Source organism: Amycolatopsis sp. NPDC004772 (assembly GCF_053601215.1).
This window is the reverse complement of sequence record NZ_JBSGBK010000001.1, coordinates 113,937-140,431: the sequence shown is the minus strand read 5'-3', so window position 1 is coordinate 140,431 and position 26,495 is coordinate 113,937. Positions and strand designations below refer to the sequence as shown.

The following is a 26,495-nucleotide window of genomic DNA, read 5'->3' as shown; positions in this document are numbered from 1 at the left end:
GGTTTCAGAGTTCTTCGAGCACGCTCAGCCGGAAGTGGAACGTCGACGTCCGGCCTTCGACGATCACCACGTACCCGCCCGGGCCCCGCAGCACCTTCCGCGACTTCGGCGACCACGGGTAGGCGGGCTGGTACTCGTGCGCCAGCCGCAGGGCCTCGGCCTCGGCGGTCTCCTGGTCGGGCTGCGAAAACGTCTCCGACAGCGCCCAGTGCCGCTCCGAGGTGCGCTGCTCCTCGACCACCACCCACCAGGTCATTCCGGTTCCGCCACCGTCTCGCCGAGCGTCACGCGGAAGTGGAACGTCTGGGTCCGGCCGGTCGCGATCACCAGGTAACCGTCGCCGACCCGCAGCACCTTCCGTTCCTTCACCCCCGACGGGTGCACCGGCTCGTGCGAAAACGCCAGCCGCCGGGCCACCTCGTCGGCGTGCTCGCGATCCCCGCCCGCCGGCTTCGTCTTCGTGACGTTCCAGGTGCGCCCGTCCCCGCCGCCGCGCTGTTCCTCGACGACCACCCACCACATGTCAGACCTCCGGCTCCGCGAATTCGAAGTACTCCGGCAACGGCGCGGTCCCCGCGAGGCGGAAGTACCGCACCTTCCGCCGCCGCCGCAGCCGCAGCGTGTCGCGGACGGCGTCGTTGTGGACGCGGCGGGCGATCACCACCCGGTGCTCGGCGTCGGTCAGCTCCTCGGCCAGCTCGGCCGGCAGACCCGCCCGGTCGATGCGGCCCAGTTCCAGCGTCAGCTCGTTCTCCGCGGCTTCGCGCTCGGCCCGCGGCGCTGCCTCGGCGTGTTCCGCCGACGTCCGCAGGCCCGGGGAGCCCAGCACCGAAGCGACCGCGCGCGCCACCACGGCCCGCCGTGCCAGCGCCGCGTCCAGCGCAGCCCAGCCGGCGTCCGTGCGGACGTGCAGCCGGTCGAGCCGGTTCGCCGTCGCCACCAGGAAGAGCCCGCCCAGCAGCACGATCAGGGCGAGGAGCGGGAGCAGCCAGCCGAGCTCGCTCACCGGGCGAGCTCCCGCTCCGCCGTGGCCGCGACCCGCCGCGGGTCGGCGGCGACGGCCGTCTCGTAGACGCGCAGCACCTGCGTGGCCACCACCGACCAGTCGTACATCGTGACGCGCTCCCCCGCCGCCGCGGCCAGCGACGCGCGGCGCGCCGGGTCGCCGAGCAGCTCGCGCAGCCCGTCCGCGAGCGCGGCCGGGTCACCGGTCTCGACCAGCAGCCCGGCGCGGCCGTCGTCGAGCACCCGCCGGAACGAGTCGAGCCCGCTGGCCAGCACCGGGGTCCCGGCCGCCATCGCCTCGGTGAGGATCATCCCGAAGCTCTCGCCGCCGGTGTTGGGCGCGCAGTAGACGTCGACACTGCGCAGCGCCTGGGCCTTCGTGGCGTCGTCGACCTGGCCGAGCAGCTCCAGGTGCGGAGCCAGCTCCGGACCGGCGTCACGGCGCAGCTGGTCATCGTCGCCGCGGCCGACCACGACCAGCCGCAGGTCCTCGAACTCCGGCAGGATCCGCCGCAGCGCTTCCAGCAGCACGCCCATGCCCTTGCGCGGCTCGCCGAACCGGCCGACGAAGCCGACCGTGCCGCCGGCCCGCGGATAGCCGGGCAACGGCGATGCCGAGGAGAAGAACTCGACGTCGACGCCGTTCGGGATCTCCACGGCGTCGCCGCCCGCGTGCTCGACCTGGACGCGGCGGGCCAGCGCGGACACCGCGATCCGCGCGGTGATCTTCTCCAGCAGCGGCCGCAGTACCGGCTGGAAGGCCGAGAGCGTGCGCGAGCGGGTGGTCGCGGTGTGGAAGGTCGCCACGATCGGGCCGTCGGCGATCAGCAGCGCCAGCAGGGACAGGCTCGGCGCGGCCGGTTCGTGCAGGTGCAGGACGTCGAAGTCGCCTTCGCGGATCCAGCGCCGCACCCGCGCGTACGACACCGGGCCGAACTGCAGCCGCGCGACCGAGCCGTTGTACGGGATGCCGAGCGCCTTGCCCGCCGGGTGCACGAACTCGGGCAGCTCCGCGTCCTCGTCCGCGGGCGCCAGCACGGACACCTGGTGCCCGCGCGCGAGCAGCGCCTTCGTCAGGTCGATGACGTGCCCCTGGACCCCGCCCGGCACGTCGAAGGAGTAGGGGCACACGATCCCGACCCGCATCGGCCGCGTGGCCACCGCTCAGCTCGCTTCTTCGAGGCTTGCCTGCTCGGCGGCCTCGAGGTCGGCGGGCCAGAACTTCTGCACCATGTGCCAGTCGGCCGGGTGCGCGGCGATGTCGCCGGCGAAGATGTCCGCCAGGGCCTGGGTCGCCGCCGGGACCTCGGCGCGGGCGGTGACGCGGATGCGCGGGTGCAGCCGGATCTGCCAGCCGTCCTCGGTGAACCAGCAGCCGGCCGGGATCAGCGCGGCCCCGGTCGTCGCGGCCAGCCGCGCCGGGCCCCCGGGGAAGCGGGCCTTCTCGCCGAAGAACTTCACCGGGATGCCGCTGGTGGTCAGGTCGCGGTCGCCGACCAGGCAGACGGCCTTGTTCTCGCGCAGGCGCTTCAGCAGCACGCGCATCGCCGAACTGTCACCCGTGAGGGGGACGATTTCGAAGCCGAGCGACTCCCGGTATTCGACGAACCGGCGGTAGAGCGATTCGGGCTTCAGCCGTTCGGCCACGGTGGTGAACCCGCCGAGGTAGTCGGCCAGCCAGACGCCGGCGACGTCCCAGTTGCCGCTGTGCGGCAGCGCCATCACCGCGCCGTTGCCCTCGGCCAGCGCCGCATCCAGGTTCTCCACGCCGGTGATCGACGCCGCGACCCTGGTGCTGACCTCCTTGTGGTCCATCGACGGCAGCCGGAACGTCTCGTGCCAGTACCGCGCGTACGAGCGCATCGCCCGCCGGGTGAGCTCGTCGAGCTCGACCTGGTCGGCCTGCGGCACCACGCGGGCGAGGTTCGCGCGCAGCTGCCGCACGCCCCCGCCGTCGCGGCGGACGGCGAGGTCCGCGCCGAGCGAGAACACTGTGCCGCCGAACCCGGCGGGCAGCCAGCCGGCGAGCTTCCACCCGGCCGCGTAGCCGAAGGCGCTCAACCGCTCGCTGAACCTGCTCATGCGGGCTGCTCCCCGGCGGCCGCGCGGGCCGCCTTCGCCACCGCGGCCGTCCGCTGCAGCAGCGTGATCACCGACAGCACCGCGAGCAGCCAGAGCGTCACGTCCACGGTGTACGGGATGCCGAAGCCGTGCAAACCGGTGCCGACCAGGGCGATGATCAGCCGCTCCGCGCGCTCGACGAGCCCGCCGTCGACCGGCAGGCCGGAGGCGTCCGCGCGGGCCTTGACGTAGGAGATGACCTGGGCGAGCACCAGGCACAGCAGCGCCGCGGCGGCGGCCGGCCGATTGTCGTCGACGACGAAACACCACCAGGCGATGGCGGCGAACAGCGCGCCGTCGACCAGCCTGTCGCAGGTCGCGTCGAGCACCGCGCCGAACGGGGTGCCGTAGCCGCGGGCGCGGGCCATGGCGCCGTCGAGCAGGTCGAGCATGGCGAAGCCCCACACCGTGAAGGTGCCCCACAGCAGGTGGTCGGCCGGGAAGAAGGCCAGCGCGCAGACGACCGCGCCGGCGGTGCCGAGCACGGTCATCACGTTGGGGGTCAGCCCGGCGCGGACCAGCGCCTGGCCGATCGGATCGGTGACGCGGGAGACGGAGGCACGCGCGAAGATATTGAGCATCGGTTCGTCGAGGCACCTGGCTACGAGGGTCGGGTGGGCGAATGCAGCCTATCCACCCGCCTCGGCGAACCCGACGCGCCGCCCCGGGTCAGCCCGATTTCGTCAGCTCGCCCTCGTGCTCCCGCGCCGCTTCGGCGGCCGCAGCGGCGGCGCACTTCGGCGAGAGCTGTCGGCGGATCGCGGCACTGATCTCGCCGAGCGCCGTCACCTGCTCCGGCGTCAGCGGGTCGAACAGGCTTTCCCGGACGGCCTCGACGTGGCCCGGCGCGGCCGCTTCGAGCGCGGCGAAGCCGGTGTCGGTGAGCACCGCCCAGGCGCCGCGCTTGTCGGTCGGGCAGGCCTCGCGCCGCACCCACCCGTTCGCCTCCAGCCGCGCGACGGCGTGCGAAAGGCGGCTGCGGGACGCCTGCCGGGCGTCGGCGAGCTCGCTCATCCGCAGCCGGCGGCCTTCGGCCTCCGAGAGCGCGACGAGGACTTCGTAATAGGTGTGCGGCATGCCCGAGTCGTGCTGCAGCTGCCCTTCGAGGTGCGCGCTGAGCATGCGGGTGGCCGCGTTGAACTCACGCCAGACGCGCTGTTCGTCGTCGCTGAGCCATCGGGTTCCGGACATGACCCCATCATACTCTCGGTTGAACACTCAATCAGGAGTTTTCCCCGGTCGGACCACCTGTCACCAGGCGTCGGCCAGCAGGTCCCGCGTCTCCCCCAGCAGCTGCGGGAGCACCTTCGTCTGGCCGATGACCGGCATGAAGTTCGCGTCCCCGCCCCACCGCGGCACCAGGTGCTGGTGCAGGTGCGCGGCGATCCCCGCGCCCGCGATGTGGCCCTGGTTCAGCCCGATGTTGAACCCGTGCGCGCCGGACACGCCGCGGATCACCTTCATCGCGTGCTGGGTGAACTCGGCGACCTCGCGCGTCTCCTCGGCCGTCAGTTCGGTGTAGTCCGCGACGTGCCGGTACGGCACCACCATCAGGTGCCCCGGGTTGTACGGGTACAGGTTCAGCACCGCGAACACGAGCTCGCCGCGCGCGACGATCAGGCCGGTTTTGTCGTCCAGCGCCGGGATCCGGCAGAACGGGCAGCCGGTGTCGCCGTCGTCGTCCGGCTTGTCCTGGCCCTTGATGTAGGCCATCCGGTGCGGGGTCCAGAGACGTTGGAAGGCGTCCTGGACCCCGATGCCCTGCTGCTCGACGAGCTCGGGACCCTCACTCACCGAACGACCGTCTCCAGCGCGTCGGCCGACGGCGACGCGTTTTCCCGGCGCGCGACCCACTCCGCGATGGCCTCGACCGCCTTTTCCACCGGCACGCCGTTGATCTGGCCGCCGTCGCGGAAGCGGAACGACACCGCGCCCGCCTCGACGTCCTTGGCGCCGGCCAGCAGCATGAACGGCACCTTCTGCGTGGTGTGCGTGCGGATCTTCTTCTGCATCCGGTCGTCGCTCGCGTCGACCTCGGCGCGGATCCCCTTGGCGCGCAACGCCTTCTCGACGTCCTGCAGGTACTCGACCTGGTCGGCGGTGATCGGGATGCCGACCACCTGCACCGGCGAAAGCCACGCCGGGAACGCGCCCGCGTAGTGCTCGGTCAGCACGCCGAAGAAGCGCTCGATCGAGCCGAACAGCGCACGGTGGATCATCACCGGGCGCTGGCGCGAGCCGTCCGGGGCGGTGTACTCGAGCTCGAACCGCTTGTTCTGGTTGAAGTCCAGCTGGATGGTCGACATCTGCCAGGTGCGGCCGATGGCGTCCTTGGCCTGCACCGAGATCTTCGGGCCGTAGAAGGCTGCGCCACCCGGGTCCGGGACCAGCTCGAGACCGGAGTCGATGGCGGCCTGCCGCAGCGTCTCGGTGGCCTCCTCCCACTCCCAGTCCTCACCGATGAACTTGTCGGAGTCACCGCGGGTGGACAGTTCGAGGTAGAAGTCGGAGAGGCCGTAGTCGGCGAGCAGGTCGAGGACGAACTTGAGCAGCGACTTGAGCTCGCCCGGCATCTGCTCCTTGGTGCAGTAGATGTGCGAGTCGTCCATCGTCAGCCCGCGGACGCGGGTGAGGCCGTGCACCACGCCGGACTTCTCGTAGCGGTAGACGGTGCCGAACTCGAACAGCCGCAGCGGCAGCTCGCGGTAGGACCGCCCGCGCGAGCGGAAGATCAGGTTGTGCATCGGGCAGTTCATCGCCTTGAGGTAGTAGTTCTCCTCGTCGAACTGCACCGGCGGGAACATCGTGTCCGCGTAGTAGGGCAGGTGGCCGGAGGTGTGGAACAGCTCGCCCTTGCTGATGTGCGGGGTGTTCACGAACTCGTAGCCGGCCTCCTCGTGGCGGCGGCGCGAGTAGTTCTCCAGCTCGCGGCGGATGATGCCGCCCTTGGGGTGGAACACCGGCAGGCCGGAGCCGATCTCCTCGGGGAAGGAGAACAGGTCCAGCTCGGCGCCGAGCTTGCGGTGGTCGCGGCGCTCGGCCTCGGCGATGCGCTCGAGGTAGGCGTCCTGCGCCTCGGCCGATTCCCACGCCGTGCCGTAGATCCGCTGCAGCTGCGGGTTCTTTTCGCTACCCCGCCAGTACGCGGCGGCGACGCGGGTGAGCGTGAACGCCGGGATGAACTTCGTCGTCGGCACGTGCGGGCCGCGGCAGAGGTCACTCCAGACACGTTCCTTGGTGCGCGGGTCGAGGTTGTCGTAAATGGTGAGTTCGCCCTCGCCGACCTCCATCACCTCGGCGGTGTCCACTTCGGACTTGAGGTCGACGAGTTCGAGCTTGAACGGCTCGTCGGCGAGCTCTTTCTTGGCCTCGTCGACGGAGTCGAAAACGCGCCGGGAGAACTGCTGGGCGCCCTTCACGATCTGCTTCATGCGCTTTTCGAGCGCCTGCAGGTCCTCCGGGGTGAACGGCTTGTCGACGGCGAAGTCGTAGTAGAAGCCGTCCTTGACCGGCGGGCCGATGCCCAGCTTGGCGTCCGGGAACTGCTGCTGCACGGCCTGGGCGAGCACGTGCGCGGCCGAATGGCGGATGACGCTGCGGCCGTCCTCGGTGTTCGCGGCGACCGGCTCGACCTCGGCGTCGGCTTCCGGCGCCCAGGCGAGGTCGCGCAGCTTCCCGTCGGCGTCGCGCACGACGACGATCGTGTCCGCACCCTTGGTCGGCAGACCGGCTTCGCGGACCGCCGCGCCCGCCGTAGTGCCCGCCGGTACCACCACGCGGGAGGCGGCCACGGGGGAAACGGGGGGCGACTGGGACACGATCGGCTCCTCAAGCTGGAGTGACAGAGATGACGCCGTCGATGCTAGTCGGCGGCGCTCGCGCGCCTCACGCGCGTGGCGCGAACGCGGAACCGGCCGCCTCCCCGCGGGGAAGCGGCCGGTCCGGGCGGACTCAGAGGGTCTCGACGACCTGGTCGAAGTCGAGCCGCGGCAGGCGGTCGAACCAGGGGTTCTCGCCCGGCTTGCCGACGTTGACGACGACCAGCGAGCGCCACTTCTTGCCGGCGAAGAACTCGTCGTCGACACCCTGGGCGTCGAAGCCGGTCATCGGGCCGGCGGCCAGCCCGGCGGCGCGGACGCCGATGATGAAGTAGCCGACCTGCAGCAGCGAGTTCAGCTTGGAGAACTCGACGCGGCCCTGCTCGTCGGCGAAGTTGTCCTTCACCTGCGGGGCGTGCGGGAAGACCTGCGGGATGTTCTCGTGGAAGTCGACGTCCGCGGCGAGCACCACGGTCAGCGGCGCGGCTTCGGTCTTGTCCCGGTTGCCCGGGGCCATGTGCGGCAGCAGGCGGGCCTTCGCCTCGGCGGTCCGGAGCACCAGCGCCCGCAGCGGCTGGGTGTTCATCGACGTCGGGGCCCACTTGACGAGGTCGTAGATCGCGCGGACCTGCTCCTCGCTCACCGGCTCGGAGCTGAAACTGTTGGCCGTGCGGGCCTCGCGGAAGAGCAGGTTCTGGACGTCCGCGGGGACAGCGAGGGCTTCGGTCTGCTCGGCAAAGGTGGTCATGGGGCGGTGCTTCCTTCCGTTGGGTCGGTACCCCGTGCAACCAGGTTGAGCGTTGAACTATTTCGCGTTCAACCAGTTGCGTGGATCACAGCGGGGACGGCCGACGGTGAGGGCGGGTCAGCCGATCGGGGCACGGTGGCCTCGTCGGGCGCCGGTAATCCGGGCGAACGGGGCAATCCGACGTGGCCCGGCCGGGGAGACTCCGCCGTGGCGGACGGAGGTACGGGGGCGGCCTGACCGCTCGGCGGGTGTCGGGAGTCTTGCGGAGGGGCACGGCCGGTGAGGAGTCGGGCGGCGGGGCACGGCCGGCGAGGTCTGTCTGGCGCGGGGTGTGGCCGGCGCGGAGCCCCCCTCGGTGGGGCGCGGCCGGCGAGAAGTCCCCTCGCCGCGAAGCGCGGGCCAGCCAGAAGTCCCCGTGATGATGTGGGGCGGGCGGCGAGAAGTCTCCCTCGCTGTGGGAGCACAGTAGGCGAGAGGTCCCCTCGGTGGGGGCGCGGCCAGCGAGGAGCCCCCTCGTCCTGGGGGCATGGCTGACGAGGAGCCCCTCGCCGCAGGGGCGCAGCTGGCGAGAAGTCCCCCTCGCCTCGAGGCGCGGGCCAGTCAGAAGTCCCCCGTGGTGGCGTGGCGCGGGCGGCGAGAAGTCCCCGATGGGCGAGGCGCGGCCGATGGCGCAATGCGAGCCCGAGGAGGCACGAATCCCCACCACTCGCCTGCTCACCCGCGAGTTCCCCGAGCCGAAATCCCGCTCCCCAACCCTGCCGGGCGGCTGCGGCGGCGCAACGGACAGCCCTCCGGCCCCCGGTCTCCAGTCTACCGGCGCGCACCGACAGTTCCGGGGCCTCCACCGCGTCGCCGCGCCCTCTCATCCACAGGACCCCGGGAACGGGCACGGCCGCCGACTCCCCCCAGCGGGAGTCGGCGGCCGTGGTGCGCGGCGCGGCGAGAACGGGTCAGTAGGCGCCCTGGCCGCCCATCACCGCGCGGAACGTCTTCCAGAGGATCACCAGGTCCAGCGCGAGGGACCAGTCCTCGACGTAACGCAGGTCCAGCCGGATGCTCTCCGCCCACGTGAGGTCGCTGCGCCCGCTCACCTGCCAGAGCCCGGTCAGGCCCGGCTTCACGAGCAGACGGCGGCGGGCGTCGGGCGCGTACTGCTCGGTTTCCTCCGGCAGCGGCGGCCGGGGGCCGACGAGGGACATCTTTCCGGACACCACGTTGAACAACTGCGGCACCTCGTCGAGCGAATACCGGCGCAGGAAACCACCCACGCGGGTGATACGCGGGTCGCGTTTCATCTTGAAAAGCGGGCCCGCCCCTTCGTTTTCCGCCGCCAATGTCTGCTTGATCGCGTCCGCATTGGTCACCATCGTCCGGAACTTGAGCATGGTGAACGTCGCGCCGTCGCGGCCGACGCGGCGCTGGCGGTAGATCACCGGGCCGCGATCGTTCAGCTTGATCGCGATCGCGATCGCCAGCAGCAGCGGGGACAGCAGGGTGAGCAGCAGCGCCGAGCCGCAGCGGTCCACGATCTCCTTCACCACGCGCCGCCCGCCGGTGAACATCGGCGCGGTGACCCGCAGCAGGGGCATGCCGAGCACGCCGGTGACGTTGAGCCGGGGCCCGGCGACCTCCATCAGCACGGGCGCCACGACCATCTCCGCGCCGGTGCCCTCCATGTCCCAGGCCAGCCGCTGCAGCCGCTTCGGCGTCCAGTACTGGTCGGCGGTGATCGCCACCACCCGGTAGCCGCCGCGCCGCACGTGCCGGGACAGCTCTTCCAGCCGTCCGACCACCGGGACGCCGTCGATTTCGCCGCTGTCGCGGTCTTCGCCGTGGCCGCTGAACGTGCAAGCGGCCTCGACGCGCCAGCCGACGTGCACCTCCGAGCGGGTGCGGGCGATCAGGTCGGCGACGGTTTCCGGGCTGCCGGCCGCCATCACCGGCAGCAGGCAGAGTCCCTTGGCGCGCTTGCGGTGCAGCACCTGGCGCAGCAGGTAGCGCTGCGGAAAAGCGACCAGCGCGATGGCCGGGACGACGATGAACACCCAGACCTGGACCTCGAGCGCACCGAACAGCAGGCCGCCGAGCGCGACCAGGACGGCGGCGGTGATGAAGCCGCGGCCGAGGGTGCGGTACTCCTCCGCGCCTTCGCCGAGCACGCGCGAGCTCCAGGCCCGGCTGGCGGGCAGCGAGACGAACACCGCGAGGATCGTGCCGAAGGCGTGCATGTCGTGCGGGGCAACGCGATCGATGACGAACGCGCTGATCGCGATCACCAGCAGCGTGACGAACACGTCGCTGCCGATGACCCAGGCTCTGTACCGCGCTTCCCAGGCCGCGGGCCACGCCTTGGCGGACGGGCCGCCGTCGCCGGGGTGGTCGTCGTCCCGCTTGGCGGGACGCGGGATGGCCTGGAGGTCGATGTGCGGCGGTGGCTGGCTCACCGTGTACGAAGGCCGCACCGACTCTTCCATCTGACCTCCCGGGAACTGGATCGAGTTGAGCCGCAGGCACGCAGCGTCACCAGAGATGATTTCGGAGAGTCAACCCCATCTCAGTGGTCGCGCAGAGCCCGCGGAGGCTTCACACGGCAAGTTATCGGCGACTCTCTCGGCAGTGTTACAAGGATTTCCAGCCACATGCTGCATGACATCCCCGCCAAGAAATGGCCGGAAGATAACAAGATGAGGACGATGCGCAATAGCGCGTATCCCCATGAAAACTACATTCCGTGACGGAAAGGGTGATGCCCGCACCCGGCTGGACCAAGCTCGGCCGAACGGCCCAGCGCGGCCTTCGGGACTCTACTGTGGACACTGGGGATCGCGAAGGTCCACAGTGGACCGGTGCGAGGCGGCGGGCGCCGGCGCGAAGACCGGGCGGCCACCCTCGGTGACATTCGTCGTCGCGGCGTCACGCGCGCCGGTTCTGTCACACGTCGTCGCCGGGCGGCCACGCGATCGCGGCCGGCCTGACGTGCCGAGGATCACATCCGACCTCCCACAGGGTGGCGTTCGACAGAAAGCCGCCGCGGCGGCAGGGTTCGAAGGCAGGTCCGACAGGCCCCTGCGGCGGGGCGCGAACCGCTCTCGCAAGCTGATACGGACGATCCGAACGGATCGTTCACTCCGCTTCGGCGGCCGGCCGGCCCCTGCGGGAAAACGCGACCCGACCTCGGGGCCGGCTCGCCGGAGACAGCAAAAGAGCCCTACCCGCCTCTTCGGCGGACAGGGCTCTCTCGACTCTCGCGTGGGCGATACTGGGATCGAACCAGTGACCTCTTCGGTGTGAACGAAGCGCTCTCCCGCTGAGCTAATCGCCCGCTCGCGGTGTTCGGCTCAACATTAGCGTACGACTTTCAGGCGCCTGCAAACGGGTGGTCCTGACCGACCACACTCCGCTTACCGACGAGTACGGAACGCACAACCCCGAGCTAGCCAGGGTTGTCCGGCCGGGGGGCCGCCTGACGCCACGTTCGACATCCGTGCGACGGTGCTATCGCCCGGCGACTAAACCGCGCAGTATGGAGGCGTGGGCCCCGCGGGGTGCGCCGGTCAGTTGCGCGCCGCGGGTGGTCACGGGTGGAGAAGGGGGCCGAAGAGCCCGTACGGGTGATCTGCGGCGCACCCGCGACGGAATCGGCCTCCTGATGCGTCCAAGCAGTGACGCCCTCGGCCGGGCCGGGCCGGGAAGGGAGACGAAGGGTAGGACGATGCGCAACGATCACGTGACGCTCCGCTCGACGGCGGTCTTCGACCTGCTGGCGCCGCGGACTCCCGCGGTTCCGGTGAAGGTGGAGCTGCGCTACGACACACGCGACCCGTACGCGGTCGTCGCCGCCTTCCGCACCGGCCGCGCCGGCTGGGTCGAGTGGGTGTACGCACGCGACCTCCTCGCGGACGGCCTCCTGGCCGACGCGGGTGACGGGGACGTCCGCATCCGCCCGTCGGTCGAGGACCCCGAGGCGGTCCTGATCGAGCTGAACTCGCCGTCCGGGCACGCCATGTTCGAGGCGTCCGCCCAGGAGCTGGCCGACTTCCTCGACCGGACGTACGACGTGGTGCTGCCGGGCAACGAGCACCTGTGGGTTGACGTCGACGACGCCCTCACCCACCTCATCCCCCACGATCTGGCCTGATGACAGCCCCGCAACGGCGGAGTGACACCCCGGTGTCGAACCCGTTTCCGGGGTCCGATATGGTTTTCCCACACCACGGCGACGGGGGAACGGCCTCCCGGAGCTGCGGAATGCGGATGTAGCGCAGCTGGTAGCGCATCACCTTGCCAAGGTGAGGGTCGCGGGTTCGAATCCCGTCATCCGCTCGGTAGGCTCTCGGGCCTAGTCACGGTGGAGTGGCCGAGAGGCGAGGCAACGGCCTGCAAAGCCGTGTACACGGGTTCGAATCCCGTCTCCACCTCGCGCGATTAGCTCAGCGGGAGAGCGCTTCCCTGACACGGAAGAGGTCACTGGTTCAATCCCAGTATCGCGCACCACATGTTTTCGCAGGTCAGAAGCCCTGTCCCTCTCCTGAGGGGCGGGGCTTCCAGCTGTCGGTCGGCGACGATCCGGCGACGGCCCCGGACCCGGCCCGATCGCCCGCTGGGACCGCAGGTGCGGGAACCGGACAGCCAGTTTCGCCCGCTCGCCCAGATACAGGGACGCAAGCGACCGCAGCCAGCGTTCCTCCAGGGCGGCCAGGATCTGATTGACCATCGCCGGGGTCACGTGGTCGTAGACCCGGGCGATGCCCTTCATCTTCTGCCCCAGCCGCGCGCGGCGGGCGACTTCCGGAATCCCGTCCTCCCCCGGCGGCAACGCCACGAACCTCGTGCCGGCAGGCGCCTTGGTCCGCCCCTTCTTCGGCCAGGAGTTCCCCCGCCGCGTCGGCGGTCGCTGACGGCCATCCGAGTGATGATCATCATCCCTCCGGCCTCCTTTGTAGACCTTCCGCGCCACCTCCTTCAGCGGCGTAGCTCCGAGAGCCGCCGCTCGATCTCGACGTAGCCGTTGAAGATCGCGATCAACGGCCATGTCTTCCATTGCGGAAGCAACCGGGTGTCGAGGAAGGAGCGGTACTTCGCGACCGTGTTCAGCTCCAGCCGCGCAGCCACGGCAGCGAGCCACTCCTCGGCGAAGTCGTCGAACCGTGCCTCGCCATCACGCGGATCCAGTCACAGGTTCCGCCGGATCAGCGCCTCCTGCTCCGTTCCCCACTCCTCGGCCGCCTTCTGGTGGGGAACTGACCTGCTCCCCCACGTCCCATCGGGACGCTTGTACCGGGCACGCCACTCACCCGTGCCGGGCTCTTCCTGGCCGTGGGCCACCGTCCCAGTGGTCGCATCACGTACTCCATTCTTTTTGTCGAACAATCGAGTCGGTCAGGAAATTGTTCGCCGCAGCGCGCACCCGTCCACGCCGACGACACGACCGACAGTCAATAGGCTCTCGAAAGAAACTCGAAGAGCCTCGTCCATGAGCAAACCCAACAACACCCTGCAATTTGCGACGCTAATAGAAACGGCAGCTGCGCCGACCAGACCATCCCGTTCGGACTCGAGGGCGTAGCGTACGAGATCGACCTGTCCGCAAGCAGGAACCCGAGCCAAGCACGAACTCACGGCGACTCACGACATCCGCACGTGGGCACGAGCGAACGGGTACGAAATAGCCGATCAGGGCCGCATCGCGAAGACAGTCATCGAGGCATACCACTCATCTCGCCAGCACGTTCGTCCTTCCGGCTGAGGGCCTGCCGGCGCGGCACCCTGCGGGGGCATGCCCGTGCCCGACCGACCTCAGGACGGGCCGGATTCACTCCGCACAGGGAGCCGAACATGGTATCGGTCGATACCGTATCGCGTGATTCGTTGCTGCTAACGTTTCCCTCATGACCGCTGACACTCCCCGTCGGGCGACCGACCGCCCCGGGGATGGCTCACCCTTTGCGCTCGGACTCTTGCTGCGGCGGGCGCATTGGCGCGCCGCCGCGGTGATGACGGAGGCGCTGCGGCCGCTCGGTATCGAGCTGCGGCACTTCGCCGTGCTGATCGTGCTCGCCGATCGTGGCCCCACCTTGCAGCGGGACCTCGGCACGGAGACCGGGTCCGACAAGGCGGGGATCATGCGCGTCGTCGACGACCTGGAACGCAAGGGCCTCGCCGTGCGCAAGGCCGTTCCCGGCGACCGGCGGGCACGGGCCGTGGAGATCACGTCCGCAGGCCTGGAACTGTTCGACGCCGCCCACGTCGCCGCGGAACCGCTGGCCGAACGTCTGGTCGCCGATCTGGAACCCGGCGAGCCCGAACGACTGGCCGAGCTGCTGACCCGGTTCGCCCATCCCGAGAACCGCCAGGACTGACGCCGGCCGAAGAAAGTCGCTTCCGTCACCATGCCGAAAGTTAGTATCGACCAAGAAAGTATCGACTGATACTGTCTCACTAGTAACCAACTAGGTGGAGGCAGACGATGGACGTCTACGACGCGGTCGAGAGCAGGCGGGCAGTGCGCGGATTCACCGACCGGCCCGTGCCCGAGGGGACGCTGCGGCGGGTCCTGTCCGCCGCCGCTCAAGCTCCGTCCGGTTCGAACCTGCAGCCCTGGCGGAGCTATGTGCTGACGGGCGCGCCGCTGGCCGAGCTCAAGAAGCGGACCGGCGAGCGCCTCGCCGCCGGTGATCCCTGGGATGAGCCGGAGTACGAGCAGTACCCGGCCACGTTGAAATCCCCGTACCGCGAACGCCGAGCCGCCTTTGGCGAGCAGCGCTACGGCTCGCTCGGCATCCCGCGGGAGGACGTGGAAGCACGTCAGCGAGCCGCTTCCGCGAACTGGGCCTGCTTCGGCGCCCCGGCCGCGCTGTTCTGCTACCTCGACCGTGACCTGTGCCGGCCCCAGTGGTCCGACGCCGGCATGTACCTGCAGACCGTCATGCTGCTGCTGCGCGCCGAAGGGCTGCACAGCTGCCCGCAGATGGCGTGGGCGAAGTTCCACGAGACCGTCGCAGAAATCTTGGCGCCGCCGAAGGAACTCCTCCTCTTCTGCGGCCTGTCGATCGGGTTCGAGGACGCCGCGGCCGACTCTTGCCGCACACCCCGGGCTCCGCTGGACGAGACCGTCACGTTCGTCGGCGTCTGACCACCTTTCCCTTTCCGTTCACCAGATCAGGAGTTCGTCATGGCCACCTTGCTGCACCTGGACACGTCCGTCTGGCCGGAGTCCGTCTCCGCCTCCCGGCCGGTCACCGCCGCCTTCCGGAAGGCGTGGGACGAGCAGCACCCGGACGGCACCGTCGTCTACCGCGACCTCGCCGCCGAGCCGATTCCCCACCTCGGCACCGCCGGCGCCGAAGCCGGATTCACCGAACCGGCCACCCACACCCCGGAACAGGCCACCGCCTTCGCCCGGCGCGTCGAACTGGCCGAGGAACTGGAGCGCGCCGACGTCGTCCTCATCGCCGCCCCGATGTACAACCTCACGATCCCCTCGACGCTGAAAGCGTGGCTGGACCACGTGGTCATCGCGGAACGGACCGCCGGCGCCGGCTCGTCGGTCGCCGGCACCCCGGTCCACGTCGTCGCCAGCCGCGGCGGCTCCTACGAACCCGGCACACCCCGCGAGGGCACCGACTACGTCCGGAACTACCTGACGGCCGTCCTCGGCGGCACCATGGGTATGAGGGTCGACTTCATCGTCCCCGAACTCACCAGGGCCCACCTCCACCCGGCCATGGCCGCACTCGTCCCGAAAGCCGAAGCATCCCGCGCGAAGGCCCTCGAAGACGCGGTGACGAAGGGAAAGGCCGCCGCGCGGCACGCCGCAGCCTAGGCAGGTAGTCGACGCAGTCCGCCGGCGCTCCTTGACCGCCACCGCGGCGATGACCAGTGCGACCGACGGGTCGGCCCACGACCAGCCGAACCAGGCGTTGAGCAGTAACCGCCGCACGGCGGCCATGCCCGGTATCGACGACCGAACCGGGCCGGACGCACTCCGCGCCGACGGCGACTTTCGGCGCGCGCAACGCGGTCGCTGCGACGGCCCCACTGGAAGCCCGACGCGTCTGGACGGCGAGACCACCCGAACACCTCAGGTTTCCCCTCGGCGCCTCCGGGAACCCGGACCGCGAACCGCACCCCGATCCGAGGAGGCCACCCGTGGCCATCGCGTCCGTCAACCCGGCCACCGGGGAAACCCTGCGCACCTTCGACGAACTCACCGACGAGCAGGTCGAGCAGAAGATTGCGCGCGCCGCGGCCGCCTTCCGTGAGCACCGCCGCACCTCCTTCGCCGAGCGTGCCGAGCGGCTGCGGCGGGCCGCGGACATCCTCGAAGCCGAAACCGACGAGCTGGCCCGGCTGGCCACCCTCGAGATGGGCAAGACGCTCGCCTCCGCCAAGGCCGAAGTCGCCAAGTGTGCGAAGGGCTGCCGCTGGTTCGCCGAGCACACCGAAGCCCTGCTCGCCGACGAGCCCCACGACGTCGGGGACGCCGACGCCAACGTCTTCACCCGCTACGAACCTCTCGGGCCGGTGCTCGCGGTCATGCCGTGGAACTTCCCGTACTGGCAAGTGTTCCGCTTCGCCTGCCCCGCGCTGATGGCCGGCAACGTCGGCCTGCTCAAGCACGCGTCCAACGTCCCCCAGGTGGCGCTGGCCATCGAGGACGTCCTGCGCCGCGCCGGCTTCGCCGAAGGCGTCTTCCAGACGCTGCTGGTCGGGTCCGGCAAGATCGAAGCGATCATCGACGACGACCGCGTCCGGGCCGTGACCCTGACCGGCAGCGAGCCCGCGGGCCGGCAGGTCGGCGCCCGCGCCGGGCAGAACGTCAAGCCCAGCGTGCTCGAACTCGGCGGCAGCGACGCCTTCATCGTCATGCCCTCGGCCGATCTCGACGCCGCCGTCGACGGCGCGGTCACCTCGCGGATGCTCAACAACGCCCAGTCGTGCATCAACGCCAAGCGCTTCATCGTGCACGAACAGGTCGCCGAGGAGTTCACCCGCCGTCTGGTGTCCGCAATGGAGGGACTGCGTATCGGCGATCCGATGGCCGAGGACACCGACCTCGGCCCGCTGTCCTCCCCGGATGCCGTCGAGACGCTGGCCAAGCAGGTGTCGGACACCGTCGCGGCGGGCGCGCGCCTGCTGACCGGCGGCCACCCGATCGACCGGCCCGGCAACTTCTTCGAGCCCACCGTGCTCGCCGGCATCCCCGACGGCTCCCCCGGGCACCGCGAGGAGTTCTTCGGCCCGGTCGCGCTGCTGTGGACCGCCCGCGACGTCGACGACGCCATCCGCATCGCCAACGACTCGACCTTCGGCCTCGGCGGCAGCGCCTGGACCCGCGACGAGACCGAGCAGCGGCGGTTCGTGAACGAAGTCGAAACCGGGATGATGTACCTCAACAAGTTCACCGAGTCGACGCCGGAGGTCCCGTTCGGCGGCGTCAAGAACTCCGGGTACGGCCGCGAACTGGCCGGGTTCGGCCCGCGCTCCTTCGTCAACGCCAAGACCGTGTGGATCGCCTGAGGGCCGCCCGAGGCCGGGTTCTCGCCCCGCCCCGATTCGCACTTCGGCGGCGGGCTAGAGCCGGCCCCCGGGACCCGGCGGCTCGCGCACGGCAAGCTCGCTTTCGAGGATCTCCTCCAGCTTCGCCGCCGCGCGCACCCACCGCCGGCACAGCACACCGATCACCACACCGACCACAACAGCCACGCTGAGCACGATCGACACCACCGACGAATCCGCGACCCCGATGACAGCCGCCGTGGCCAGCAAGATGATCGCGGACCGCCACCGCAGCTGCGGGCGGGCATGCCTGGGCCGATGGGTCGGCATTCCGAGCAAGGGCGGATGTGCACTCATCCCGACGACCCTCCATCTTGTCGAAAGACCACCGCTCCGGATGCCCGGCGTCACTAGTGGTGACGTAGTGTCGTCACATCATTCCTTCGATCGAGCACCTTGGCGAGCCTTCGCGCGCACCTCACCCGACAACCACACCTCCGGGTAACTTCGGCCACCCACACGGACGTATTCGCACGCCCACGGGTGTCACCCCAGTAGACGGGCGTGATCGTTCCGTGTCGGGAGCACCTCCGGTCTCACCCGCGGCCGCTCACTCCGATGCCGTCGGCCGCCGGGACAGCTCCATGGCCTGGTCCCGGCGCGGGAGCGGGCGCAGCCGGTAGGTGTAGTGGTAATCCCGGTTGGCGAACAGCTTGTACTCGTCGTGCGTCTGCGCGCCCCAGCTGTCGTCGCCGCCGACGCCCATCTGGTGGTGGTTCAGCCGCAGCACCACTTCCGGGCGCGGCGTGAGCTGGTAGTCGTGGAGTGCGCCGCTCGAGAGGTCCTCCGGGGTGAAGTGGGACGCGTTGACCTCCAGCACCGGCTCACCGCTCGCCAGCAGCCCGACACCCCGCCGGTTGGTCAGCGCGATCCAGCGGACGTCGGTCTTGTTGCCGTTCTCCTGGGGACGGATGTAGCCGGTCCACTGCTTCGCCACCGTCGAGGAGTACACGCCCACGTCGGACCCCGTCTTGCGGTCCCAGTGGTTCTCCTCGGGCCCGCGGCCGTAGTAGTCCAGCGTGTCGAACTCGCCGGGCACGAACAGGATCGAGCCGACTTCGGGAAGGTAGGGCAGGTTCGGTGAGCCGGGGTGCACGTCGTGCGCCACGAGGATCTCGCCGTGGCCGAACACCGTGTACGTCGTGGTGTAGGTCGAAGCCACCGAGGTCGGCAGGGTGCCGGTGACCGTGACGACCACCGCCCGGCCCGGCCGGACCGAGACGTCCGTGACGTGCCGGTCGGTGCCCGCGTAGCGCCAGGTGGCGACGCGGCTCGGGTGGCCGTTGCCGACGTCGTTGTCGGTCGGCGCGCGCCAGAAGTTCGGCACCGGCCCGGAGGTGACGAGCCGGACGCCGTGGGCTTCGTAGGCCGTGATGAGCCCGGTGTCCTTGGCGATCGACACGCTGAACCCGGCACCGGTGATCTCGACGCTCCGGTCGTTCTCGCGCACGGTGGCCGCGGGCACCTGCGCGAGCGGCACCAGCGGGACGGCGGGGCTGCCGAAATCGACCGGCAGCTGCTGCTTCGCCACTTCGAACCCGCGTTCGGCCCAGATCGTGGGTGCCTTGGTGGTGAAGGAAAACCGGAGGAAGTACTCGCCGGCCGGCCGGCCGGGCCGGCGCAGCGGCAAGGTGATCGGCCGGCTCGACCGCGGCGGGACGTCGAGCTGGGCGGGCGTGAGCCGGCCGCGCTGGACGACCTTGCCGTCGTTCACCAGTTCCCAGGCCCCGTCGTAGGCGGTGACGTTGGTGAAGAGGTTCTCGTTGGTGATCGTCACCCGCCCGGTGGGCAGGTCGGCGCCCGCGGAGACGTTGATCGCCTGGTAGACGTGCTTGACCTCGACGGCTTTCCCGCTGATCCGGCGGTCGGCGGTGACGATGCCGTTGGCGCAGAAGTTGCCGTCGTTGGGGTTGTCACCCCAGTCGCCACCGTAGGAGAGGTAAGTCCGCTCGGCCGGCTGCTTCTCCGCGTAGCCCGCGGTGGCCGCGTCGAACCAGAACCGGACGGCCGGGTCCTGCGGGGACCGGTCGGCGGCGAGTTCGGCCGCGGTCAGCGCCCGCGCGTAGACCCGCGCGCCCCGGATCCGGCCGCTGAACACCCGCTCGGGGTTCTCGTAGTCGGTGCCGAGCGCGAGCTGGGCGGCGGTGCTGTCCGGGACGCGATCGGTGCCGGTCCGGGCCACGGCTTTGCCGTCCACGTAGAGCGTCAGCGTCTTCGCGTCGTGGTCGAGGACGCCGGCGACGTGGTGCTCCTGGCCGACCCAGTCCGCGGGAAGCGGTGCGGTGGCCGAAATCCAGGAGCCGGCGTACACGAAGAACTCGAGGTTGTTCTCGCTCTGCTTGAGCGAATACTGGTGATCGCCCTTGGCGACGATCGGCTGGTGACCGCCCACCGCACCGGCCGTGACCCACGCTTCGAGCGTCAGCGAACCGGTCAGGTCCAGGCTCCGCGCGGGCGGGAAGACCGCGGCTCCCGCCAGGCCCTGCCCGGCGTCGAACGTCGCGGCGGGCGCCAATTCCGCGGTCAGCGCGCCGGGGCCGGACTCGGTGAGCAGCTTGCGCTTCGGCGTCGGCCAGTACAGCCCCTGGTCCACGAAGTCCCAGATGAACCCGCCTTGCAGTACCGGGTGCGCGCGGATGACGTCCCAGAACTCCTTGAAGTTCCCGGTCGAGTTCCCCATCGAGTGCGCGTACTCGATCATGACGTACGGCCGGGTGTCGGCCGTGTCGAGCGCCCGCTGCTCGAGCGCGACCGGAGTCGGGTACATCTGCGAGCGGATGTCGCTGGTGCCCGGCCGGTCGTCCCCTTCGTACTGGATCACCCGGGTCGTGTCGTAGGAGTGGATCCAGTCGTACATCGCGGCGAAGTTGCTGCCCGAACCGGCTTCGTTGCCGAGCGACCAGATCACCACGCTCGGGTGGTTCTTGTCGCGGTGCACCATCGCCTGGGCCCGGGCCAGCACCGCGCCGGTCCACTCCGGCTTCGAAGCGGGGTACTGGTCGCGGACGCCGTGCGTCTCCAGGTTCGCCTCGTCGACGAGGTACAGGCCGTACTCGTCGGCCAGTTCGTACCAGGCCGGGTCGTTGGGGTAGTGGGACGTGCGGACGGCGTTGATGTTCAGCCGCTTGATCAGCCGGATGTCCTCGACGAGATCGGCGCGGGTGAGCGCGCCGCCCCGGGCCGGGTGCTCCTCGTGCCGGTTGGTGCCGCGCAGGCTGACCGGCTGACCGTTGATCCGCATCAGCCCGCCGGTGAGCGCGAACTCGCGGAAACCCACGCGGGCCGAGAGCGTCTCGATCGGCTTCCCGCCCGGATCACGCAGGACGAGCACCGCGGTGTAGAGGTTCGGCTGCTCCGCCGACCAGAGCTTCGGTGCGCGGACACCCTGGGCCGCCCGCACGGTCACGTCCTGCCCGGCCGGCGCCGAGCCGAGCCCGACCTGCTGCCGCAGCGGCTGTCCCCACACCGGTCGCCGGTTTTCGTCGTACAGCTGGGTTTCCACGGTGTAGGTGCGGTTGTCCGCGCCCCCGTAGTTGCGCACGCTCGCCGTGACGGCGAGGTCGGCGTTCGTGTAGCCGTCACGCAGCTCCGGGTCGAGCCGGAAGTCGCGCAGGTGCACCGTCGGCGTGGAGAACAGGTACACGGAACGGAAGATGCCGGACAGCCGGATCATGTCCTGGTCTTCCAGCCAGTCGCCGTCCGGGAAGCGGTAGACCTCCACGGCGAGCTGGTTGGTCCCCGGCTTCAGGTGGTCGGTGATGTCGAACTCGCCGGGTGTGCGGGAGTCCTCGCGGTAGCCGAGCAGCGTGCCGTTGACCCACACGTAGAACGCCGACTTCACGCCGGCGAAGTGCAGGAACGTCCGCCGGCCCGACCACCCGGCCGGGACCTGGAAGGTCCGCCGGTACTGGCCGACCGGGTTGAACTTCGTCGGCGCGAACGGCGGCTGGGCGTTCTCGTTCTGCCCGTTGGCGCCCCACCAGGGATAGGTGATGTTGACGTAGATCGGGAAGTCGTAGCCGTGCAGCTGCCAGTTCGACGGGACCGGGATGGTCGCCCAGGAGCTGTCGTCGACGTTCTCGCGGAAGAACTCCGGGTCCCGCGCGTCCGGCCGGTCGGCGTGCCGGAACTTCCAGTCGCCGTCCAGGCTCTGGCGGAACGGCGAGCGGGTGCGGTCGCCGGCCAGCGCCTGCCCCAGGTCGGCGTACGGCATGAGCGTGGCGTGCGGCGGTTCGCTGCCGATGTCGAAGATGCCGATGTTGTTGTTCCACTCGGGGAACCCGTTGGGCGGCGCGGCCGGTCTCCGCGTGGCGGCCACGGCCGGGCAAGCCAGCGACGAAAGCGTCGCCGGTAACGCCAGCGTGCTCAGCAACGCGGCCCCACCGCTCAGGAAAGTGCGCCGGCTGAGCGCGCGACGGTACTCGTGCGACATCGTGAACCACCCCGTTCTTCGACGCGCAGAACGTTACCTTCCCACCCCGCGAAGTCAACGTTCTTTCGCATAGTCAAACGGACAGATTGTTGAGTTCTGTTCGACAATGGTTGTTCACCGGAATGGCGGAGTGACCGCGGGCCGGCGGATCAGTCCGTGAGCAGGTCCGGAAAACCGAACAGGGCGACCAGCGCGGGGTCGTGGAACTCGACCACGTGGGAGATCCCGGTGACCGTCGGGGTCAGCACCACGATGCCGTGGGCCCGGAGCGCGCCGCCGGCGTCCCGGTGGTGGACGGCGGCGGCGGGCTGGCCGTTGGCGGTCGTGGGGCTCATCCGCCAGTCCCCCGGCTTTCCCAGGACGTACGTGCCGAGCAGGTGCAGGCACTTCGCCCGGCCCGCGTACCAGTCGCGGAACGGGGTGGCCTCCAGGGTGGCGTCCGTGCGCAGCACCTGCTCGAGCAGGCCGACGTCGGAGCGCTCGAAGGCGGCGAGGTAGCCGTCGAGCAACGCACGTGCCCGTCGGTCGGCCGGTTCGAGCAGGTCCTCGGCCGGTGGTTCGAGGTCGTCCAGGCGGGCCCGGGCTCGCTGGAGACCGCTCTTCACCGCCGCCGTCGTGGTGCCGAGGATCCGGGCCGTTTCCGGCGCGGTGAAGGCCAGCACGTCCCGCAGGATCAGGATCGCCCGCTGGCGCGCCGGCAGGTGCTGCAGGCTGACGATCAGCGCGAGCCGCACGGACTCGCGCGTCACCACGGCCGCCGCCGGATCCACGACCCGGTGGTCCGGCATCGGCTCCAGCCAGGCCACCTCGCCCGGCGCCGCCGGGACGGGCGGGCGTCCGGGCCCGTCGTGGGGACCGGTCAGGCCGGACGGGAGCACCCGGTTCCGCCGCGGCTCCAGCGCGGTCAGGCAGACGTTGGTGGCGATGGCGTAGAGCCAGGACCGGATCGACGCGCGGCCCTCGAAGCCGGCGTAGGACCGCCACGCCCGGAGGTAGGTCTCCTGGACCAGGTCCTCGGCGTCGTGCGCCGAGCCGGCCATGCGGTAGCAGTGCGCCAGCAGTTCCCGGCGGTAGCCCGCGGTTTCGGCATCGAACCGCTCCTGCTCCCGCCCGGGCACGGCCGCGGGTCGCCTGCTTGCCATGCGTTGCTCCTCGTTCCGGCCGACACTCCCCCGCATACGACCGGCGGAGCGCGGAAAAGGAATCGAAGCACAGGTCAGCAGGCTTCCCGGCGTCGGTCATGGCAGCAGGGCCAGCTTGCCGATGGTCCCCCGAGCGGCCAGTGCCGCGAGGGCCTTGGGTGCGTCGGCCACGTCGTAGGTGACCGGGTGCGCGGGCTTGACGACCCCGGTGGCGACGAGCGCGGACAACTCGCCCATGACCTCGCCGAAGATCCGGGGCGCGGCCTCGATCAGGGTGCCGATGTTGAGGCCGATGACCTGCACCGGGTACCGGTACACCAGTTCCCGGTTGGTGAGCGGGGCTTCGCCGCCCGCCAGTCCGTAGACGACGACACGGCCGGTGACCGGCTTGGCCGCGGCCAGGCTCGCCGCGAAGGTGGCGCCGCCGGCCGATTCGAGCACCAGGTCGGCACCGCCGGTCAGGCGCCGCACTTCGGCGGCGAGGTCGTCGTCGCGGGAGTCCAGGACGTGGTCGGCCCCCAGGGCCCGCACGGTCTCGTGCTTGCCCGGCGAGGCGGTGCCGATGACGGTCGCGCCGTAGTGCTTGGCCAGGGTGACCGCGGCCTGGCCGGTCGCGCCCGCCGCGGCGTGGACCAGCACGGTCTCGCCGGCCGCCACCCGGCCCAGCGGTTTGAGCGCGGCGAGCGCGGTGGGCCAGTTCACCGCCAGCCCCAGCGCCTGCTCGGCGCTCCAGCCCGCCGGCACCGGCATCGCGGCCGCCGCGGGCAGGACCAGGTACTCGGCGAAGGCCCCGTCGCCGACGCCGATCACGCGCGTCCCCGGCGGCGGGCCCGCCACCCCGTCGCCGACCGCGACGACCTCGCCGGCCGCTTCGAACCCGGCCGGGTACGGCGGCCGGGGGCCGTCCCCGAACGTGCCGCAGGCCTTCGAAAGGTCGGCGAAGTTGACCCCGGCGGCGATGACCCGGATCAGGACTTCACCGCGGCCGGGGCCGGGCACCGGTGCGTCGGTGATCAGGCGCATGTCGTGCGGGCCGTTCAGCGAGGTCTGGTGCCAGGCGCGCATGGTGGCGGGAACGTTCACGTCGATCGGCTCTCTTTCCCGGCCGGTTCCGCCACGGCGGCGGACCGTCGGCCGGACATGGAGACCGCATCGAGCGGGCGAAGGAATCGGCGGCCTGGTCCGCGCCGGCCAGGATCGCGGCCTTCCTCCCGCTCTCGGCCGCACTGCGGTACGCCCGCGAACGGCCCGACCGCCGGGAGGGACCTACCGCGGCCGGAGCCCGACCAAAGGAAGCTGCCGGGCCAGCTTCCGCCGGGCGAGTTCCGAGCCGTCGTAACGCCACCCCAGCAGCTTCCCCAGCGCGAACCGCACCAACGGCGCGGCCACGCGGTTGCGGTGTTCGTACCCGGCGATGACCGCGACGGCCTCGTCTTCGCCGAGGACGCGGTGCGCGGCCGGGAACCGGCGGCTACCGACGATCACCTCGACCGGCGGCCGTGCCTGGATGTTGCGGAACCAGTCCGCTCCCGCGCCGAGCCCGGCGACCACGATGTACTCCTCGCCCGCGCTGCCGACGACTTCGAGCACGGTCCGGTACCTCCGGCCCGACTTCCGGCCGAGGTGGGTCAGGCACAGGAACCGACGGCCGAGCAACCGGCCCAGCCCGTGGTCGTAGAGCCGGACCGGAGCGCGGAAGACAAGCCGCAGCACCGGGTTCACCGCGCGGCCCCGGCCGAGACGCGGCGAAGGTCGGTGACCACAGCCGTCAGCTCTCCCCTCGCCCGGATGCCCGACGCTCGCAGCGGCCTCCGGCACTCCCTTCCAGACTACTGCCTTGCGATCCGGCTCAGCCGAGCACGAAGTAGCGCAGCCAGAGGTAGGGCGCGGCGATGAGCACGGTGAGCAGGGTGACCTGGGCGCCCTTGCGGGTGAACTCCCAGAAGGAGATCGGGCTGCCCGACCGCGCGGCGATGCCGAGCATCACCACGTTGGCGCTGGCGCCGATGGCGGTCATGTTGCCGCCGAAGTCGGCGCCGAGGGCCAGTGACCACCACAGTGCTTCGGAGTGCGTCGGGTCGGGGATGTCCTGGGTCAGGGCCAGCACCAGCGGGCTCATCGTGGCCACGTACGGGATGTTGTCGATCACGCCGGACAGGAGCGTCGAGACCACGAGGATCAGCATCACGGCGAACAGCGCGTTGCCGCCCGTCGCGTCCGCGGCCAGCTCCGCCAGGTCGGCGATCACTCCGGTTTTCACCAGCGCGCCGATCATGACGAACAGCCCGGCGAAGAACAGCAGGGTCTCCCACTCGACACCGGCCAGGTAGTCCTCCGGCTCGACGCGGGAGATGACCACCAGCACACCGGCGCCGAGCAGGGCCACGACCGACGGCTCGACGTGGATCAGCGAGTGCCCGACGAACGCCGCGAACACGCCGAGCAGCACGAGGCCGCACTTGAGCAGCAGGCCGCCGTCCCGGATCGCTTCGCGCTCGTTGAGCCGCATGATCCCGGCCACCCGGGCCGGGTCGACGGCGAACGAGCCGCGGAACACCCAGCGCAGCGCCAGCGCGAACGCCAGCAGCTCGATCGCCACGATCGGGGTCATGTTGACCAGGAAGTCGTTGAACGACAGGCCGGCCCGGCTGCCGATGATGATGTTCGGCGGGTCACCGATCAGGGTCGCCGCGCCGCCGATGTTCGAAGCCAGCACCTCGGCGATGAGGAACGGCGTGGGCTTGAGGTCGAGCCGGTCGCAGACCAGCAGCGTGACCGGGGCGATCAGCAGCACGGTCGTGACGTTGTCCAGGAACGCCGACGCGACCGCCGTGATCAGCACCAGCAGGACCATGATCCGCAACGGGGAGCCCTTGGCGCGCTTGGCCGCCCAGATGGCGACGTACTCGAACACCCCGGTGCGGCGCAGCACGCTGACGATGACCATCATCCCGAACAGGAGGAAGACGACGTCCCAGTCGATGCCGGTGTCGTGGGAGTAGAACGCGTCGGCTGAATCGGTCACGCCGAACGCCAGCACGACCCCGGCGCCGGCCAGGGCGACGGCGGTCTTCGGCAGCTTCTCGGTGGCGATGAAGACGTAGGCGACGACGAACACCGCGACGGCCAGGACGGTGCTCATCGCACCGCCGCCACGATCAGCCGCGCGCCAGCGCCAGCTCCAGCAGCCGGGACGCGGAGATCACGCCGAGCAGCTGCTTGTCCTCCATCACCGCGACCAGCGGGCAGCGGAGGCGGGCCATGATCGCCGCGACCTCCACGATCGTGTCGTCGGCCTGCACCCGCGGCAGCTCCGACGGCTTCTCCGGCAGCAGCGCCCGCACCGGCTTGCCACTCAGCTTGTCCGCGACCCGGTCGGCCATCGATTCGTCCAGCACGCCGGCCAGCGACGGATCGTCCTGGACGTAGCTCGGCACGAGGAACCGGACCACCTGGGACGCGGGCAGGATCGACTGCGGACAGCCGGCGGCGTCGGTGACCACGATGCCCGGCAAGCGGTGTTCCGCCAGCAGCCGGACCGCCGTCAACCCGTCGGAGTCCAGGTCGACGACCGGGAACTCCTCGGCCATCTCCACAGCGTGCATCAGCCCAGCGTACGACCCCGTCGCCCGGTTCGCGGCGCACTGTCCGGTCCTCCTGTCGGTTTCTTG

General features: G+C 70.5%; 25 protein-coding genes, 4 tRNA genes and 1 pseudogene. 9 read left to right on the top strand and 21 right to left on the bottom strand.

All coding sequences use genetic code 11. The features are described 5' to 3' along the window. Positions 1-4: 4 nt before the first annotated feature. The 12 genes from ACWEF6_RS00705 to ACWEF6_RS00650 all read right to left on the bottom strand — a co-directional run bounded on the left by ACWEF6_RS00705 (position 5) and on the right by ACWEF6_RS00650 (position 11,014). Positions 5-256: a hypothetical protein gene (locus ACWEF6_RS00705; RefSeq protein ID WP_449680929.1), complete on the bottom strand. Its 252-nt coding sequence runs from the start codon at positions 254-256 to the stop codon at positions 5-7. Next, positions 253-522 carry a hypothetical protein gene (locus ACWEF6_RS00700; protein ID WP_449680928.1) on the bottom strand — a complete coding sequence of 90 codons (270 nt, stop codon included), beginning with the start codon at positions 520-522 and terminating at the stop codon, positions 253-255. Before ACWEF6_RS00700 ends, ACWEF6_RS00705 begins: the two co-directional genes overlap by 4 nt. Position 523: 1 nt before the next feature. After that, positions 524-1,006 carry an NUDIX hydrolase gene (locus ACWEF6_RS00695; protein WP_449680927.1) on the bottom strand — a complete coding sequence of 161 codons (483 nt, stop codon included), beginning with the start codon at positions 1,004-1,006 and terminating at the stop codon, positions 524-526. After that, the gene (locus ACWEF6_RS00690; protein ID WP_449681030.1) at positions 1,003-2,151 is read right to left on the bottom strand and encodes a glycosyltransferase family 4 protein; all 1,149 of its coding nucleotides are present in this window, start codon (positions 2,149-2,151) and stop codon (positions 1,003-1,005) included. The genes ACWEF6_RS00695 and ACWEF6_RS00690 overlap by 4 nt, the downstream gene beginning before the upstream one ends. 18 nt (positions 2,152-2,169) lie before the next feature. Continuing rightward, positions 2,170-3,087, bottom strand: a complete 918-nt coding sequence (locus ACWEF6_RS00685) for a phosphatidylinositol mannoside acyltransferase (RefSeq protein ID WP_449680926.1) — start codon at positions 3,085-3,087, stop codon at positions 2,170-2,172. Next, positions 3,084-3,707, bottom strand: a complete 624-nt coding sequence (gene pgsA / locus ACWEF6_RS00680) for a phosphatidylinositol phosphate synthase (RefSeq protein ID WP_449680925.1) — start codon at positions 3,705-3,707, stop codon at positions 3,084-3,086. The genes ACWEF6_RS00685 and pgsA overlap by 4 nt, the downstream gene beginning before the upstream one ends. An 88-nt stretch (positions 3,708-3,795) precedes the next feature. After that, positions 3,796-4,317, bottom strand: a complete 522-nt coding sequence (locus tag ACWEF6_RS00675; RefSeq protein WP_449680924.1) for a MarR family winged helix-turn-helix transcriptional regulator — start codon at positions 4,315-4,317, stop codon at positions 3,796-3,798. 60 nt (positions 4,318-4,377) lie between these two features. Then, positions 4,378-4,920, bottom strand: a complete 543-nt coding sequence (locus ACWEF6_RS00670) for an HIT family protein (protein ID WP_449680923.1) — start codon at positions 4,918-4,920, stop codon at positions 4,378-4,380. Then, entirely contained in the window at positions 4,917-6,944 is a 2,028-nt protein-coding gene (gene thrS / locus ACWEF6_RS00665; RefSeq protein WP_449680922.1) for a threonine--tRNA ligase, read from the bottom strand. Before thrS ends, ACWEF6_RS00670 begins: the two co-directional genes overlap by 4 nt. Before the next feature lie 133 nt (positions 6,945-7,077). Then, positions 7,078-7,692: a malonic semialdehyde reductase gene (locus ACWEF6_RS00660; RefSeq protein WP_449680921.1), complete on the bottom strand. Its 615-nt coding sequence runs from the start codon at positions 7,690-7,692 to the stop codon at positions 7,078-7,080. A gap of 950 nt (positions 7,693-8,642) precedes the next feature. Next, entirely contained in the window at positions 8,643-10,166 is a 1,524-nt protein-coding gene (locus tag ACWEF6_RS00655; protein WP_449680920.1) for a sugar transferase, read from the bottom strand. Between the two features lie 776 nt (positions 10,167-10,942). After that, positions 10,943-11,014, bottom strand: a tRNA-Val gene (locus tag ACWEF6_RS00650). A gap of 390 nt (positions 11,015-11,404) precedes the next feature. On the opposite strand from ACWEF6_RS00650, the gene ACWEF6_RS00645 reads away from it, so the two are divergent. The 4 genes from ACWEF6_RS00645 (at position 11,405) to ACWEF6_RS00630 (ending at position 12,186) form a co-directional block, all read left to right on the top strand. Further along, complete coding sequence (locus ACWEF6_RS00645; protein WP_013227152.1) at positions 11,405-11,830, top strand: SsgA family sporulation/cell division regulator; 426 nt, start codon at positions 11,405-11,407, stop codon at positions 11,828-11,830. Positions 11,831-11,942: 112 nt separating this feature from the next. Beyond that, a tRNA-Gly gene (locus tag ACWEF6_RS00640) sits at positions 11,943-12,015 on the top strand. A 24-nt stretch (positions 12,016-12,039) separates the two neighbouring features. Further along, positions 12,040-12,110: transfer RNA gene (locus tag ACWEF6_RS00635), tRNA-Cys, on the top strand. A 1-nt stretch (position 12,111) separates the two neighbouring features. After that, a tRNA-Val gene (locus ACWEF6_RS00630) sits at positions 12,112-12,186 on the top strand. Between the two features lie 468 nt (positions 12,187-12,654). On the opposite strand, the gene ACWEF6_RS00625 is transcribed toward ACWEF6_RS00630, so the two are convergent. Then, positions 12,655-12,804: a hypothetical protein gene (locus ACWEF6_RS00625; protein WP_449680919.1), complete on the bottom strand. Its 150-nt coding sequence runs from the start codon at positions 12,802-12,804 to the stop codon at positions 12,655-12,657. Positions 12,805-13,324: 520 nt separating this feature from the next. On the opposite strand from ACWEF6_RS00625, the gene ACWEF6_RS00620 reads away from it, so the two are divergent. From ACWEF6_RS00620 to ACWEF6_RS00605, 4 genes are all read left to right on the top strand, one after another. Continuing rightward, positions 13,325-13,438, top strand: coding sequence for an Lsr2 family DNA-binding protein (locus tag ACWEF6_RS00620; RefSeq protein ID WP_449681029.1), 114 nt, complete (start codon positions 13,325-13,327; stop codon positions 13,436-13,438). A 211-nt stretch (positions 13,439-13,649) separates the two neighbouring features. Continuing rightward, positions 13,650-14,051 carry a MarR family winged helix-turn-helix transcriptional regulator gene (locus ACWEF6_RS00615; protein WP_449680918.1) on the top strand — a complete coding sequence of 134 codons (402 nt, stop codon included), beginning with the start codon at positions 13,650-13,652 and terminating at the stop codon, positions 14,049-14,051. Positions 14,052-14,158: 107 nt separating this feature from the next. Then, positions 14,159-14,824: a nitroreductase gene (locus ACWEF6_RS00610; RefSeq protein ID WP_449680917.1), complete on the top strand. Its 666-nt coding sequence runs from the start codon at positions 14,159-14,161 to the stop codon at positions 14,822-14,824. A gap of 39 nt (positions 14,825-14,863) precedes the next feature. Beyond that, positions 14,864-15,514, top strand: a complete 651-nt coding sequence (locus ACWEF6_RS00605; protein WP_449680916.1) for an FMN-dependent NADH-azoreductase — start codon at positions 14,864-14,866, stop codon at positions 15,512-15,514. Between the two features lie 21 nt (positions 15,515-15,535). Here ACWEF6_RS00605 and ACWEF6_RS00600 read toward each other — a convergent pair. After that, a pseudogene (locus ACWEF6_RS00600) lies at positions 15,536-15,622 on the bottom strand (cobalt transporter); the annotation flags it as partial. A gap of 218 nt (positions 15,623-15,840) precedes the next feature. On the opposite strand from ACWEF6_RS00600, the gene ACWEF6_RS00595 reads away from it, so the two are divergent. Beyond that, positions 15,841-17,211, top strand: coding sequence for an NAD-dependent succinate-semialdehyde dehydrogenase (locus ACWEF6_RS00595; RefSeq protein ID WP_449680915.1), 1,371 nt, complete (start codon positions 15,841-15,843; stop codon positions 17,209-17,211). Positions 17,212-17,265: 54 nt separating this feature from the next. Here ACWEF6_RS00595 and ACWEF6_RS00590 read toward each other — a convergent pair whose 3' ends face one another. From ACWEF6_RS00590 to ACWEF6_RS00560, 7 genes are all read right to left on the bottom strand, one after another. Next, positions 17,266-17,460, bottom strand: a complete 195-nt coding sequence (locus ACWEF6_RS00590) for a hypothetical protein (protein WP_449680914.1) — start codon at positions 17,458-17,460, stop codon at positions 17,266-17,268. Between the two features lie 340 nt (positions 17,461-17,800). Then, complete coding sequence (locus tag ACWEF6_RS00585) at positions 17,801-21,682, bottom strand: glycoside hydrolase family 2 TIM barrel-domain containing protein (RefSeq protein ID WP_449680913.1); 3,882 nt, start codon at positions 21,680-21,682, stop codon at positions 17,801-17,803. 149 nt (positions 21,683-21,831) lie between these two features. Continuing rightward, positions 21,832-22,824: a sigma-70 family RNA polymerase sigma factor gene (locus ACWEF6_RS00580; RefSeq protein ID WP_449680912.1), complete on the bottom strand. Its 993-nt coding sequence runs from the start codon at positions 22,822-22,824 to the stop codon at positions 21,832-21,834. A 96-nt stretch (positions 22,825-22,920) separates the two neighbouring features. Continuing rightward, complete coding sequence (locus tag ACWEF6_RS00575; protein ID WP_449680911.1) at positions 22,921-23,907, bottom strand: zinc-binding dehydrogenase; 987 nt, start codon at positions 23,905-23,907, stop codon at positions 22,921-22,923. A 183-nt stretch (positions 23,908-24,090) separates the two neighbouring features. After that, positions 24,091-24,537 (bottom strand): nitroreductase family deazaflavin-dependent oxidoreductase, encoded by a 447-nt coding sequence (locus tag ACWEF6_RS00570; protein ID WP_449680910.1) that lies wholly within the window; start codon positions 24,535-24,537, stop codon positions 24,091-24,093. A 136-nt stretch (positions 24,538-24,673) separates the two neighbouring features. After that, complete coding sequence (locus ACWEF6_RS00565) at positions 24,674-25,966, bottom strand: SLC13 family permease (protein ID WP_449680909.1); 1,293 nt, start codon at positions 25,964-25,966, stop codon at positions 24,674-24,676. A 16-nt stretch (positions 25,967-25,982) separates the two neighbouring features. Further along, complete coding sequence (locus tag ACWEF6_RS00560) at positions 25,983-26,429, bottom strand: CBS domain-containing protein (RefSeq protein ID WP_449680908.1); 447 nt, start codon at positions 26,427-26,429, stop codon at positions 25,983-25,985. Positions 26,430-26,495: the final 66 nt, after the last annotated feature.

Excerpts from the sequence above, each read along its gene's own strand:
- ACWEF6_RS00705 (WP_449680929.1), bottom strand. The coding sequence starts at position 256 with ATGACCTGGTGGGTGGTGGTCGAGGAGCAGCGCACCTCGGAGCGGCAC.
- ACWEF6_RS00700 (WP_449680928.1), bottom strand. The coding sequence starts at position 522 with ATGTGGTGGGTGGTCGTCGAGGAACAGCGCGGCGGCGGGGACGGGCGC.
- ACWEF6_RS00690 (WP_449681030.1), bottom strand. The coding sequence starts at position 2,151 with ATGCGGGTCGGGATCGTGTGCCCCTACTCCTTCGACGTGCCGGGCGGG.
- ACWEF6_RS00685 (WP_449680926.1), bottom strand. The coding sequence starts at position 3,087 with ATGAGCAGGTTCAGCGAGCGGTTGAGCGCCTTCGGCTACGCGGCCGGG.
- pgsA (WP_449680925.1), bottom strand. The coding sequence starts at position 3,707 with ATGCTCAATATCTTCGCGCGTGCCTCCGTCTCCCGCGTCACCGATCCG.
- ACWEF6_RS00675 (WP_449680924.1), bottom strand. The coding sequence starts at position 4,317 with ATGTCCGGAACCCGATGGCTCAGCGACGACGAACAGCGCGTCTGGCGT.
- ACWEF6_RS00660 (WP_449680921.1), bottom strand. The coding sequence starts at position 7,692 with ATGACCACCTTTGCCGAGCAGACCGAAGCCCTCGCTGTCCCCGCGGAC.
- ACWEF6_RS00655 (WP_449680920.1), bottom strand. The coding sequence starts at position 10,166 with ATGGAAGAGTCGGTGCGGCCTTCGTACACGGTGAGCCAGCCACCGCCG.
- ACWEF6_RS00645 (WP_013227152.1), top strand. The coding sequence starts at position 11,405 with ATGCGCAACGATCACGTGACGCTCCGCTCGACGGCGGTCTTCGACCTG.
- ACWEF6_RS00610 (WP_449680917.1), top strand. The coding sequence starts at position 14,159 with ATGGACGTCTACGACGCGGTCGAGAGCAGGCGGGCAGTGCGCGGATTC.
- ACWEF6_RS00605 (WP_449680916.1), top strand. The coding sequence starts at position 14,864 with ATGGCCACCTTGCTGCACCTGGACACGTCCGTCTGGCCGGAGTCCGTC.
- ACWEF6_RS00585 (WP_449680913.1), bottom strand. The coding sequence starts at position 21,682 with ATGTCGCACGAGTACCGTCGCGCGCTCAGCCGGCGCACTTTCCTGAGC.
- ACWEF6_RS00580 (WP_449680912.1), bottom strand. The coding sequence starts at position 22,824 with ATGGCAAGCAGGCGACCCGCGGCCGTGCCCGGGCGGGAGCAGGAGCGG.
- ACWEF6_RS00565 (WP_449680909.1), bottom strand. The coding sequence starts at position 25,966 with ATGAGCACCGTCCTGGCCGTCGCGGTGTTCGTCGTCGCCTACGTCTTC.
- ACWEF6_RS00560 (WP_449680908.1), bottom strand. The coding sequence starts at position 26,429 with ATGCACGCTGTGGAGATGGCCGAGGAGTTCCCGGTCGTCGACCTGGAC.